The 12,938-nt window shown below is 64.9% G+C and carries 12 protein-coding genes; 7 read left to right on the top strand and 5 right to left on the bottom strand.

The features are described 5' to 3' along the window. Positions 1–52: 52 nt before the first annotated feature. Genes ACWDTF_RS08965 through ACWDTF_RS08955 form a run of 3 tightly spaced genes read left to right on the top strand, consistent with a single transcriptional unit; the run spans position 53 to position 3,170 of the window. Complete coding sequence (locus tag ACWDTF_RS08965; RefSeq protein ID WP_449754300.1) at positions 53–1,522, top strand: NAD(P)/FAD-dependent oxidoreductase; 1,470 nt, start codon at positions 53–55, stop codon at positions 1,520–1,522. Positions 1,523–1,528: 6 nt separating this feature from the next. Then, complete coding sequence (locus ACWDTF_RS08960; protein ID WP_433257570.1) at positions 1,529–2,530, top strand: hypothetical protein; 1,002 nt, start codon at positions 1,529–1,531, stop codon at positions 2,528–2,530. Positions 2,531–2,534: 4 nt separating this feature from the next. Continuing rightward, complete coding sequence (locus ACWDTF_RS08955) at positions 2,535–3,170, top strand: TetR/AcrR family transcriptional regulator (RefSeq protein ID WP_240856239.1); 636 nt, start codon at positions 2,535–2,537, stop codon at positions 3,168–3,170. A 140-nt stretch (positions 3,171–3,310) separates the two neighbouring features. Here the strand turns inward: ACWDTF_RS08955 and ACWDTF_RS08950 are convergent, their stop codons facing one another. Further along, positions 3,311–4,510, bottom strand: coding sequence for a cytochrome P450 (locus ACWDTF_RS08950; protein WP_355278228.1), 1,200 nt, complete (start codon positions 4,508–4,510; stop codon positions 3,311–3,313). Positions 4,511–4,587: 77 nt separating this feature from the next. On the opposite strand from ACWDTF_RS08950, the gene ACWDTF_RS08945 reads away from it, so the two are divergent. Beyond that, positions 4,588–5,211 (top strand): TetR/AcrR family transcriptional regulator, encoded by a 624-nt coding sequence (locus ACWDTF_RS08945; RefSeq protein ID WP_355278230.1) that lies wholly within the window; start codon positions 4,588–4,590, stop codon positions 5,209–5,211. A 7-nt stretch (positions 5,212–5,218) separates the two neighbouring features. Here the strand turns inward: ACWDTF_RS08945 and ACWDTF_RS08940 are convergent, their stop codons facing one another. Both ACWDTF_RS08940 and ACWDTF_RS08935 read right to left on the bottom strand, forming a co-directional pair. Then, positions 5,219–6,301 carry an NAD(P)H-dependent amine dehydrogenase family protein gene (locus ACWDTF_RS08940; protein WP_355278233.1) on the bottom strand — a complete coding sequence of 361 codons (1,083 nt, stop codon included), beginning with the start codon at positions 6,299–6,301 and terminating at the stop codon, positions 5,219–5,221. Between the two features lie 38 nt (positions 6,302–6,339). After that, a complete protein-coding gene (locus tag ACWDTF_RS08935) occupies positions 6,340–7,407 on the bottom strand; it encodes a Rieske 2Fe-2S domain-containing protein (RefSeq protein WP_449754299.1) in 1,068 nt (355 codons plus the stop codon). Between the two features lie 128 nt (positions 7,408–7,535). Here ACWDTF_RS08935 and ACWDTF_RS08930 point away from each other — a divergent pair, with 128 nt between their 5' ends. The 3 genes from ACWDTF_RS08930 to ACWDTF_RS08920 all read left to right on the top strand — a co-directional run bounded on the left by ACWDTF_RS08930 (position 7,536) and on the right by ACWDTF_RS08920 (position 10,365). Then, positions 7,536–8,153, top strand: a complete 618-nt coding sequence (locus ACWDTF_RS08930; protein WP_449754298.1) for a TetR/AcrR family transcriptional regulator — start codon at positions 7,536–7,538, stop codon at positions 8,151–8,153. Positions 8,154–8,177: 24 nt separating this feature from the next. Further along, positions 8,178–9,605, top strand: coding sequence for a hypothetical protein (locus ACWDTF_RS08925; RefSeq protein WP_240856233.1), 1,428 nt, complete (start codon positions 8,178–8,180; stop codon positions 9,603–9,605). A 97-nt stretch (positions 9,606–9,702) separates the two neighbouring features. Further along, the gene (locus tag ACWDTF_RS08920) at positions 9,703–10,365 is read left to right on the top strand and encodes a hypothetical protein (protein ID WP_449754297.1); all 663 of its coding nucleotides are present in this window, start codon (positions 9,703–9,705) and stop codon (positions 10,363–10,365) included. A gap of 142 nt (positions 10,366–10,507) precedes the next feature. On the opposite strand, the gene ACWDTF_RS08915 is transcribed toward ACWDTF_RS08920, so the two are convergent. Continuing rightward, positions 10,508–11,803 (bottom strand): amidohydrolase family protein, encoded by a 1,296-nt coding sequence (locus tag ACWDTF_RS08915; protein WP_449754296.1) that lies wholly within the window; start codon positions 11,801–11,803, stop codon positions 10,508–10,510. Position 11,804: 1 nt separating this feature from the next. Beyond that, the gene (locus ACWDTF_RS08910) at positions 11,805–12,812 is read right to left on the bottom strand and encodes an isopenicillin N synthase family dioxygenase (RefSeq protein WP_449754295.1); all 1,008 of its coding nucleotides are present in this window, start codon (positions 12,810–12,812) and stop codon (positions 11,805–11,807) included. Between the last annotated feature and the right edge of the window lie 126 nt (positions 12,813–12,938).

The following is a 12,938-nucleotide window of genomic DNA, read 5'->3' as shown; positions in this document are numbered from 1 at the left end:
ATCGATCATACGGTCAAGCATACAATGTATGACCGTCGGTTGCGGAGGCGCGATGAGCGAAACGACGAGGGCTGTGGTGCTCGGCGGCAGTGTGGCCGGATTGTGCGCGGCGGGTGTTCTTGCCAGGCACTTCGACGAGGTGGTCGTCCTCGAACGCGACGAACTCCCCGAGGGCGCCGAACATCGCAGGGGTGCTCCGCAGAGTCGGCATCCACATTTCCTGCTCGATGCCGGACGTCGCGCCATCGAGCAGATCTTCCCCGGCGTCGAAGAGTATGCGTGTTCCCTTGGCGCACAGGTTCGTAACCCCGCACTGTGTACCGCATCGTGTGGTCCGTATGGGTGGTCGGCCCGGGCGCGCGGCGAGATGACGATGCTCTACACCTCGCGGATCACGCTGGAGCGCGCTCTGCGCGACAAGGCGCGTGAGTTGCCCAATGTGATCGTTGTCGAGCAGGCGATCGCCAAGGGGTTGATCACCGATCGTGCTGCGAATCGGGTGTGTGGCGTGCGCTGGGTCGGACCCGACACCGGCGGCGACACCACCATTGATGCCGACCTCGTCATCGATGCCCTGGGTCGGGGGTCCAAGGTGTCCGACTGGCTTGGCGGCGCAGGTTGGGAGCAACCACCGGTGGACACCCTTGATGCCAAGGCGACCTACTCCTCGCGCTGGTACCAGGCGCCGACCGGTGACGACCGACCGAGTGAGTGGTGGTGGGATCACCTTGCCGTGATGCCAACCGCGGACCGCGGATCGCACCCGCTCGAGCACGATTACCTGTCGACGATCTTCCCGATCGAGGACGATCGCTGGATCGTGTTCATGGGATCGTGGGGACTCGACATGCCCCGAACCGTCGAGGATTTCGAATCCCGTGCGGAACGCGTTCGCGCGCCGGCTTTTCCGAATGCGATCAAGCAGGCCGAGCCTACGTCCGAGGTCTACGTGACGAAGTCGACCGGGAACAAATGGCGGCGTTACGATCTCATGGCCGATCCGCCCCGCAGCCTTGTCCCGGTCGGTGACTCGATCTGCGCGTTCAACCCCCTCTACGGCCAGGGGATGAGCGCGGCCGCGGTAACGGCCACCATTCTGGACGAGTGCATTCGCAGCACAACGGAACTCGATGAGGTGAGTGCGGAGTTCCTGACCAGGCAGCGAGACTACCTCAAGATCCCGTGGAGTCTGGCGACCGCGCGTGACCGCGGTTACGATCACGCAGAGGGTACCCTCGCGATCGAGTCATCGCGTCGTCGCGCACTGACCGGCCGAATGAGTTGGCCGGCATTCAGTTTCATCATGCGTGCGGCTGCGGAGGACTCCGTCGTCGAAGAACACTTCGCTCGTGTGTTCAACATCGAAGAGTCCTTGGCGGACATGATGCGCAATCCGAAAGTACTGGCGCGACTGGCGATCTTCGGAGTTCGGCTTGCGCTGCGTCGGACTCGACTACCCGAACCTCTTGACCCACTGCAGGACCCGCCGGGCGCGGACCTGTCACAACTGGTCGGGAAGTGATCGGCGATGTTCGTGATCCACAATCCTTCCGACATCCTCTGGTATCAGAATCTGCTCGACGTCGTCTACCTGACGATCGCGGTGATCGCGGCGGTCTACAGCCGGCGCCGATATCGCGATGGACGGCCGGAATATGCGGTGTTGATGGTGGCTGCCTTCGTGTATGGCCTTCTGCTGGAACTGTGGGGCATGGTGGTTCACCACAGCTACACCCAGGGCACGTTCGCGGTGATGCTCGACTGGCGCTGGGTGCCCGGCTTCTCCGATAGCACGCTGATGCCGCTGTATGTGCCATTCTTCTACCCGGTCATGCTGTTTCTCGGGTACAAGCTCGTGGAGGCGCTCGGCATCGAATCACTCTGGCAGAGAGCCATTGTCGGCGGACTGATCATGAGTTTCCTCGATGCGCCCTACATCATCGAGGGCAACCTTCGTCACGTGGTGTGGTGGACGTGGCACCAGTGGGACCTCTACCAACTGTGGCTTGGCTGGCCGCTGGTCGACATGTGGTGGCAGATGACGTGGGATGCGCTGATCTTCTACCTTCTTCTGCGTCTCCTGCCACGGTTGACCCGTCGTGCATCGGTGGGCGGCGCGCAGGCCCATGCCTCGGTGCTGATCGTCGCACCGGTGGGCATTGCCGTCGTCGTCAACCTGATCGGGCCATTCCTGCATCTGCCGATCGTCGTCGCCACCTACGTCGGCGGACGACAGTGGCCCGTCGTCGTGGTGCTGTACGTGGTCTATCTCGCGGTGGCGGTGCGAGCCTTGCGCTCGGCGAGGCCGCTGAGAGTTGAGACGGTGACGGCCGTCTGCGCCGGGATCTACGTTGTGGCCTTCGTGGCGATGGTGATCGGCAATGACGTGCACGAGGGTCGCGTGCCCTTCTATGCGGTCGTCCAGGTGATCGGCCTGGTGATGATCGGGGTGACCTTGGTGTTCCCGGCCGTGGTCGCCAGCCGGCGGACCGACGCCGCGGCTTCCCAGCGCGGTCTTCTGACAGGATGAAGGGGTGAGAACGCGCGGGTGGGGCGGCAAGCTGCCCCGTGACGAGGACGAGGCGAGGACACGGACCGTCGAAGCCGCCATGCGATGCGTCGATCGTTACGGCCCCACCAAGACGACACTCGCCGACGTCGCGAACGAACTCGGGGTCACCAGGCAGACGGTGTATCGGCTGTTCCCGACCACTGCGGACCTGCTGTCGGCGGTCGGCGAGGCGGGAACCGACCAGTTCCTCGATCGGCTGGCCGACCATGTCTCCGGAATCACCGATCCGAGCGACGCGGTGGCCGAGGCGGTTGTCTACACCCTGGAAGCGCTGCCCACCGAGCGCTATATCGGTCTGCTGCTGCAGGCCGGAGAGACCGAGGTCTTCAGTCGCGGTGCGACGTCGTCGCGGGCCATGTCCTTCGGAAAGTCTGTGTTGCAACGCTTTCCGATCGACTGGGTCGAGATCGGGCTCGACGACGAACTGGAAGGACTGGCGGAGTTCATGTTGCGCTCGTTCATGTCCTTCGTGCAGTACCCTTCGGATCCGCCACGGACCTCGGATGAGTTGCGCGCCTATGTCAAACGCTGGTTGGGTCCGGCGCTGGGCGCGCCGGTTAGTCGCGAAAGAACTGGCCGAGCATCACGCGCCGGTTGAGGCCTACCGCTGGCTGAGGTGCGAGCTTGCGAGCCGCGAAGCCCCGGTGAGAGAACATCGTTGTCTCACCGTCTCGACACGACGCCTCGCCTGGGGCTCGGTGTCGGCTCGACCAGCGGGGTGCTATCGCGCTCCTCGGATCACGACACGGAGAGTTCGAGCTCGGCCAGCCGCCGGACCACCAGACTGGGTACGTAGCGGACCACACCGGTCGACATGCGCACGTCGCTGGTGGCCGCCAGGAGCAATTCGATTGCGCGACAGGCCTCGAGCCGCGCCAGATGCGCGCCTATGCAGAAGTGGATGCCGCGACCGAAGCTGTGATGCAAACGTGGTTGCGGGCGGTCGAAGTTGATCTCTGCGGGATGATCGAAGGTGGAGGAGTCGCGGTTGGAGGCGCCCCACAGGAGCATCAGCCGCGCGCCCTCCTCGATGTCGACTCCGTCGAGTGTGGTTGCGCACGTGGTGGTTCGGAAGTGTCCGCGGAAGGGGCTCTCTAGACGAACCGCCTCTTCGACGAGCGCCGGGATGCGCCCGGGGTCGGCGCGCAGCTCTGCTTGGACCGAGGCGTCCGACGCGACCAGCCGCGCGCACGTGCCGAGCAGGCTGGTGGTGGATTCGGCTCCCGCCGTGACCAACTGGACCAGGAACATCGTGCCTTGATCGCGCGTGAGGGTTCCGTCGGCGACGGCGTCGGCGATGATGTCGAGCATCGCACCGGTCCTGATCTCGACGGCTGCATCCAGGTGTTTGCCGAGGTACGCACTGAACTCGATCACCCTCATCATGGCCTCGCCGATCCGCTCCGGCGTGGCGACTCCCGAGACCAGGGCGATGGCGTCGTCGGACCATGCGGCGAGCTGGTCGAAGTCGTCCTCCGGCAGGCCCAGGATGTAGCCGATGACGCGCACGGGCACCGTCGTGGCGATCGAACGCATCCAGTCGCCACCACCGTCGGCGACCAGCTGCTTGATGCGTGGCTCGAGCAGGGCGTCGATGTCGCTCTGCAAGTCGCGCACCGCGCGTTGAGAGAAGCGAGGCTGCACCAGCGCCCGGTGCGTCGTGTGCGTGGGTGGGTCGGAGGTGGCCAAGACATCCACCCCGCCGGTATCGGCGACCTGCAGTTCGGCGGACTCGGCGCCCGTGGTCAGCAGGGCCACGAGATTGCTGGAGTATGTGGCGGGGTCGGCAAGGACCTCGCGAATGGCGTCGAAGCCGAGGACGACGTAGAGCTGCTGATCGGCGAGGTAGTGGACGTTTCCGTCGGCGAGCAGCCGGTCGAAGGTCGGGTACGGGTCTTGCAGAACCTCGTCGGAGAAGAGTTCGCTTGCCTGGATCATCGGCACTCCTCGAACTGTGGTAACGTGTGATGTAACATGTTATACCACATGTGCGACGACGGACTACGATGGTGCGCATGGCTGCTGACGACATACGCTCCCGCCTCGAGTCCTCACGCGACTCGATCACCGTCGTCCGGTCCTTCACTGCCGACGAGCGCGCACGGCGCGACGAGATCATCGACGAAGCGCGTCGGTTGGCGTCTGCCCAGGGCTATCAAGGGCTCACGATCCGGGCGGTCGCAGCGGCAGCGAACACCACACCGGTCACGATCTACCGGTACTTCGGCTCCAAAGACGGCCTGGCGCAACAACTCATGGCCGAGTGGGCGTTACAGACGCTGACCCGCTTGGAGGAGCTGCAGTTTGCCGACGACATTCCAGAAGGTGGCAGGATCGCGTCGGCGTTCGGAGAGATCATCGGCTGGGCCGCCGAGGACTTGAATCTACTTGGGGCAGGCTTGAACTCGATCCACACCAACGCCACGGGCGGTGGTGGTATCGGATTGTGGAAACCGCTGTTCATCAGTTTGGTCCGCGCAGCGTTGTCCAACCAGGACTGGCAGGACACCGACCATCGGGCAACCGTCCTCGGCTACGTGCTCACAACGTGCCTGATCGATCTCACGGCCGGGTCGGGAGACGTGGCCGACATCAGCGAGACGATCCGGACCGCGGCGCGACTGATCTTCGACGCTTGAGTGGTCCTCAGATCGAGAATCGTCCGGCAAAGGCGCGCAAGGGAAGATCGGCACTGGTGATGATGCCCGGTCGTGCGTCGACCACCGAACGAATCGAGTTCAGCGCAGGCAATCCCGTCACCGTCATGCCGATCGACGCGAAGTTCTCCGGCTTGGACAGATCGAACCCGGGCTTGGGGAAGATCATGTGCTTGCTGTAGATGCTCGGGTCGCCGGTGACCTGGGTGATGTAGCACGCCTTGATATCCCAGGACGGATCGGTGTGCGGTGTCATCTGCCATTCGAGATGGTTCTCGATGCGCGGCACACCGTCGACCATGCCCTGGTACTTGATGTAGTTGGCGCCGAGGGAGCCCTTGGGCATGAAGTACCAGCCGAGGTCGACATCCTTTGTGCAGGCACCGAGTTCGTAGCTGAAGGTCACCTCGTCGAGTTCAAGGCCAAACGCGTCCGCCATCAGGTAGACCGAATCGGCGAACACGGCGGTGTACTTGTAGAGCGAGTCGGGAATGGTCGGGTCGTCGACGGGACGTCCGTAACCGACGGCCTTCCAGGTGTCCACCGAGTGGTGGCAGGAGACGTCGACCGATTCGGTCACTGTGACGTTCTGGATGTCGGCCACGTCGGCGGTGTGCACGATGCCCAGGATCTGATTGAGACCGGGATTCATGCCGGTTCCGTAGAACGTGGAGTTTCCTCGCTGACAAGCGGATTCGAGAATCTCGCTGACCTTGCGGCCGGACGGGTGCTGCCAGTTGTTGTCCCGATGGAATCCGGTGATCCAGTCGGCGGTGGTGACGACGTTGATGCCGGCCTCCAGGACCTTCTCGTACAGGCTCTCGTCGGGGAAGACGCCGTGGAAGGTCAGGACATCGGGCTGCGCGGCGAGGATATCCTCGACGGTCCCGGTGGCCTTGACTCCGACCGGATCGATGCCGACGATCTCGCCTGCATCGCGCCCGATCTTGTCCGCGGTGTAGCAGTGCAGGCCGACCAGTTCGAGGTCGGGGTGATTCTGGATGCGCCCGATCATCTCGGTGCCGAGATTGCCGGTGGCGACCTGAAAGACGCGGATCTTGTCGGAACTCATGTGTGTGCTGCCCTTCTGAGTTGTGAAAATGTCTGGTGTCAGGCGGTTCTGGCGACAGCGGACGGGTGCCGGGGGATGATGGCGCCACTCTCCGGCCGAGTCGGGTCGACGCCGGCGGGTCCGCCGTCGGGATAGAACTGAACCGCCCATTCTCGTAATGCCTTGAACCCTTTGAGCTCTCGGCGAGACAGTGCGGGCGGGTCGGAGTAGCGCTGATGCGACCAGATCTCGACGTCCCGGTCGAACTGCTCGATGACGAGGTCGGCCATGGTCTTTCCGTAGCGGCTCATCTCGGGACTGTCGTCGCCCGGCTTGCGTCCGATCCACACCGTGAATCGGACGTCGCAGGTGGCGTCGTCGACCGGGGTGACCGCGGGCATGGTGCGATTCTCGATCATCCCCCAGGACTTGGTGATCGAGCAGCCCAGACCTGCATTGATCGAATAGACTCCGCTGGTTGCGGTTTCGAGCGTGACACCCTCCTCGAATGCGATCGTGAAGTCCACGTAGGAGACGGGGCCCTCGAAGTCATGGCGGGTGAACTCGGGCATGAACGGTGTCTCGTGCACGAACTTGAAGTGCGCGAAGTCGACGCCGTTCTCCATGACGTACTGGGGATGCAACTCGAGTCCCTGCCGGAACAAGGTGGCCGCCGGTACAGGAGGGTAGTAGTTGTCGGCGTCGGCTGGGTCGTCGCCGAAACCGGTGAACATGTCCGGCACCTCGAAGTACGGTTCGCGCTGGTTGACGTCGTACCAGATCCACACGGCCTCATTGCGTTCGACGACCGGATAACTGCGGATGCGTCGCACTTTGTTCGGATGGTTCTCGTACGGGACACACACATTGCGTCCCTGGGCATTCCACTCCCAGCCATGAAACGGGCAGACCAGGTTCTCGCCCTCGACATGGCCGCCGTAGCCGAGGTGTGCGCCGAGGTGTTCGCAGTAGGCGTCGAACACCGACAGGTTCCCCGACGCCGACCGCCAGGCAACCATTTCCCGTCCGAAGTACTTCATCTTGTGGACATCGCGCGAGGTGATCTCGGATGACCAGGCGACCTGGAACCATCCGGTCGGGTGCATCGACAGTGGGGTCTGTGCCATCGGTCCTCTGTCAGTGAAGGGGCAGTTGAGGGCTGTTCTACACGAACCATAGAACCCTCTGTGAAATAGTGCAAGATCCCTCTGTGAAAACTGGCGTCCCGCCTGGTTGTCGGGCTAGCATCGAGGCCATGAGCCAGGCCACCACCAACACGCGTCGGGCCAACAAACGTGGGCTCGCGACGCGCGAGAGCATGATCAAGGCGGCGATCGCCTCGTTGGCGACGGGTGACCCGGCGGCGGTGTCGGGGAATCGCATTGCTCGCGACATCGGCGCCACCTGGGGCGTCGTCAAGTATCAGTTCGGCGACATCGATGGTCTGTGGGCCGCGGTGTTGCGACACACGGCCGAGCAGCGTGGTGACCTGCCCGCCAATCTTGCGCCCGGCGGCACGCTCGCCGAGCGGGTGGAAGCCCTGATCGACGGCATGTACGTGGGTCTGACGACTCCAGAGGCCCTGGCAATCGAGACCCTGCGTGCGGCGCTACCTCGTGACCACGCCGAGCTGGAACGCGAATTCCCCTTGACCGCTACGGAACTGGCCTCGTGGAAGCCGGATTGGGAACAGGCGTGCCACCGCGCGTTCGCCGACCTCAACATCGAAAGGGTCCGGATCCGCCGGATGGCTGCGCTCATTCCGGCCGCCATGCGCGGAATCTCGTCGGAGCGATTTCTGGGTACATATGGCGACCTCGACGACGCGAAGCGGGGCCTCATCGACGCGATGGTCGCCTACCTCACCGACTGAGTCGACGCCGCACGGTGTAGAAAGATGCGCATGGTGAGGGGCGCGGGTCGGACAGTCGTCGTGGTCATCGGAATTCTGGCGCTCTGGCTTTCCGGAGGATCGCCCGCACACGCGGTTCCGGTCGCGCCAGTACCGCTGACCGGTCTCGGTCCCACTGGTACCTCGTTGATGCACGGCGATCTGTGGTCCACGGATTCGACGCCGTGGCGCGGTCCGGGTCGGACCGGGCATGTGGTGGGGTCGTCGGTGCCGGCCGGTGCCTGTGCGGCGACGTTCATCGGCTCTGACGGCCTGCCGGTGTCGCTGTGCACCCGGTTCGTCGGGACGAAGCCGGTCGGATTCGCCGTCCCGTCGGTCACGCTGTTCGATCCGCACACCGCCGCACCGCTCGCGCACCTCGAACTCGCCAAGGGTGGACTTCTCGGGGGTGTGTACGGATATCTCGACGACCGGAATCGCGTGGTCGTCGCCGACGGCTCCAATTCGATTCTGCGCGTGGCCCATCGACGGACCGCGCAGGGGTGGCAGGTCTATGTCGATGATCGGATCGACGTGTCGTCGACTATCCCCGCGGGTGACGCGATCACCGGACTGGCGCCAGACCTGCAGGGGCGCATCTGGTTTGCGACGACGCGTGGCGTGGTCGGCACGGTCGGTCGGTCGGGACGCGTCGCGGCCACCGCCCTGCCGCGCGGTGAGCAACTGGGCAACGGGCTTTCGATCCGGGCCGGTGGTGCCTCGATCCTCACCACCCATGCCCTCTACGAGATGACCGCCGGCGCCGACGGGCGACCACGTGTGGTGTGGCGTCGCGCCTACGACCGCGGAACCGCGCGCAAGCCCGGCCAGCTGACCTGGGGTTCGGGAACCACCCCCACCTATTTCGGTCCCGACGGTGACCGCTGGGTGGCGATCGTCGACAACGCCGACGGAAGACCGAATCTCCTTGTGTATCAGAGCGATACCGGGAATCTGGTGTGCCGGATGCCGGCGTTCGGGTCGTCGGGGCAGGGCACCGAGAACTCGATCATCGCCTGGGGTGACTCGCTGGTGATCCCGAGTACCTACGGCTACCAATACCCGCCGATGGCGGTCGACGGTCCCAGCAGGCCCGGATCGGCCGACTTTGTCGGGGGCGCCACCAGGGTCGACGTCACTGCAGGCGGGTGTCATCGGGTGTGGGAGAACCGCGACCGCATTGCGACATTGCCGCGGCTCTCCCGCGCCGACGGGCTGATCTACGCGCTCGGCTACGGGCCCTATCGGCCGGGTATCCAGCAAGTGGGACCGATCTACCTCGTCGCGACCGACTTCGCGACGGGTCGGCGAGTGGTGACGCGCAAGGTCGGCGACGGGCCGATCGACGAGCCGCTGGAACTGACCGGCACCATCAGCCGCGACGGCGCGCTGTGGCAGGCCACGATCGGACGGATGCTCAAGATCGCGCGGTGAATCCCATCGCTCCCTGAGCTCTGCCTGCAGAGGGGTTCCTCGCGCTCAGCCAGCGGTAGGCGTGACCCTCGTCGGACGCAGTGGCAGGATCAACTGCATGGCAGAAGCACGCGACCCCGACGACGACGTCGACCGCACGCCCACACAGGCCGAACTCGACGCGGAGGATCTCGCCGCGCTCGCGCGGTCGTCGAAGGACCGTGACCAGGCGAATCTGTACCCGACCCGGCAGTCGGATCCCGGCGTGGCCCCGCGGGCACTCCTCGTGCATGCGCGCGTCGCCTGGTGGGGTGCGGCGGCCTGCGGGGTGGTCGCCGTGGTGTACGGGTTCCTCAACCTCGGCTTGATCACCGACCTGCTCCGGCAGCGACTCCTCGACGGCGTTGCGTCCGACCCGAACAATGCGGCACCCGAGGAGCGGGTGGATTCCCTGGCGGGATTCTTCCCACCGTTCATGCTGCTGATGATCCTGGTGCTGCTCGCCATCGAATACCCGCTCCTGGTTGCCGCCGCGAACCATCACAGCCGCAACTGCCGCAACTTCTTCCTCGCCGCGGTGATCGTCAACATGCTGTGCATTCCCATCGGTTCCGACCTGCTGTTCCGGTACGACGAGATCTCCTCGACGATGGTTGTCGTGTCGTGGCTGCAGTTCGCACTGTTGGGGCTGGCCGGGGTGATCTCGCTGCGGCGCGTTGTGGATCGATGGCTGCCCGAGTCGAGCCGGATGCGACCGTCGAAGATGCTGCGGGGGCAGTAGGGCACCGAGCATCCGTCGGGAAGCGCTCCCACCCGATGGCTGAGGTGCGAGCCTGCGAGCCTCGAAGCCCCCTGGCGAGATGACCTTGTTGTCTCGCCAGGGGGCTCGACACGGTGCCTCGCTGCACTCGGTACCGGCTCGATCAGCGGGAGGACAACGCCAGCAGTTCCTTGGTGACCTCCGCTTCGTCGACGCGGGTGCTGCGACCGTCGGCGACCACGATCTCGCCGCCGACCATGACGGTGTCGACGATGGATCGTGAGCCGGTGGTCAGTAGGGACGCACCAGGGTCGCGGACGGGCAGCGTTGCATAGTCGCGGTCGAAGCGGATCACGGTGAGGTCCGCCGGAGCACCGACCTGCACGCCGCCGGACACAGCGGGCAAACCGAGCACCGCGTTGGCCCCGCCGCACGCGATGTCGAGCATCTCGTCGAACCCGAGTAGATCCGCCCGTTTGTGGACGGCCCGCTGCAGGTAGGCGGCGACCCGGAAGGTTTCGAGCATGTCCTGGGTGTCGTTCGACGCCGCGCCGTCAACGCCCAGCCCGACCCGTAGTCCGTTCTGGATCATGTCCGGGATCGGCGCGACCCCGCTGCCCAAACGCATGTTGGACAGTGGGTTGTGTGAGATCGCGACGCCCCGATCGGCGAGGATGCGTTGACCCACGTCGTCGAGTTCGACGCAGTGCACCGCGAGGACGCGGTCCCACAGAAAGCCGCTGCGGTCGAGATACTCGACGGCGCCGGTTCCGGCGTGCTCCAGACACATCCGGTCGTCGGTCGGGGTCTCGAGCAGATGGATCGAGACCGGTAGCTCTCGCGCATCGGCGAACTCGCGGAGCGTGACCATGCCCCTCTCGGTCAGCGACCGCGGATTCGGCACTGCGAGAGCAACTCTGATGCGAGTCCCGTCGACCCGATCGCGCAGCAGATCGACGTGGTCGAGCACCTCATCGAGCGGCTGCATGAGCCGCGGCTCGAAGCCCCATTTGCGGGAGGCGTCCGGCCGGTCGGCGACACCCCGACCGAGCACCGCACGAATTCCGGTGTCGTGAAACGCTTGAATGACGGCGGCATGCACGTCGTCGGACGGGTGCGGCCACATGTGCTCGACGACGGTCGTCGTGCCCGACCGAAGCGCCTCCAGGCATGCCGCCGTCGCGGCGAGGTAGGCGCGCTCGGGCGTGATCGCCACCGATTCCTCGCCCACCGCGAGAAGCCACTCCAGCAACGGCGTGCATTCGGCGATACCGCGCATCAGCGACTGCTGCAGATGGGTGTGTGTGTTCACGAAACCCGGTATGACATGGCCATTTCCGCGCTCGCTCGGCTCTGCGGTGCCAACGATGCCGACCACCGAGCCATCCTGGATTCGAATGTCCTGATGGGGCAACCACCGTCCACCGGTGTAGACGGCGACATCGATGAGGTCGGCCATCTCACTTCCCGAAGTTCGCGGCGATGCGCTGCGCGATGTAGTCGCCGCCGGTGATCTGCGGGTACTTGCCGGCAGCCGACTCGATCACTGCGTCGGTGTTGGCCTGTGCGAAATAGGCGATCGTGTAGCGGGGGCCGGTGTACTCGCCGCGACGGGGCGCGCGCACGCGATGGAAGTTCGACGGCAGCCGATCGTCGGACCAGCGCATCAGCATGTCGCCGATGTTGCAGGTGATCGCCTCGTCGGACGGCTCGACGGGGGTCCACGCCTCCGATGCGGCCTCGGCGCCCGGCAGCACCTGAAGGCCGCCCTGGCCGGTGCGCTGGAACAGCAGGGTCAACGCGTCGAAGTCGGTGTGGGCGCCGGCTCGCCAGACATTCGGCTCGTCGATGAGGGCGTCAGGGAAGGCGTAGTAGTGCAGCAGGCGCAGCGTGCTCTGGTAGGTGTCGACACTGGGATCGTGTGCGCGAGTGAAGAAGTCGCGGTCGAATCCGAGCTTCTCGGCGAAGCAGCCGAGGATGTCCATGGCCAGGCGCCAGCACCGGCGCTCGAAGTCGAGCAGCGTGGCCCGGAAACCGGCGAGTTCGTCGTCGGTCGGCCACAGTCCGTCCATGCGGGGAAGGGTGAGTTGGTAGGACCCCTTCTGATCCGGTGTGCCGACCGACGGTCGGACCTGGCTGGAGTACTCCCACCCGGCATTCTGCCCCTTCTTGAGGGGGAGCTGTTCCTTGACCTCGCGCGGCAGTTCGAAGAACTTCGCCGACATGGCGAACGCATGGTTGACCGCGTCCATGTCGATCCCGTGGTCAATGACCTGGAAGAAGCCGATATCGGTTGCCGCGGCCCAGAGTTCGTCGGCGATCTGGTCGCGTCGTGTCTCGAAGTCGGCGAGGCTGATGCGCCGGATCTCGCGGTCGGTGGTCTCGGTGCCGAGGCCGCCCATCGATGCCTCGCGATTGAGCTCGGTCATCTCAAAGCGGTCGTTCGGGGTGGTCGTGATGTCTGACATGGGTTATCTCTCGCTGGAATGAGTCCGCATGCGCTTTTCGACGCGACACGTGAGAGAAGAGTGTCGCGGACGCGAACAGCGGAACTCTTCTCCGCTGCTACACGAGGCCTCGTGCCGACGAGATTA

This window comes from Gordonia sp. NPDC003422 (assembly GCF_053588675.1).
The sequence above is the reverse complement of the archived record's forward strand: the minus strand, read 5'-3'. Positions and strand labels throughout refer to the sequence as shown.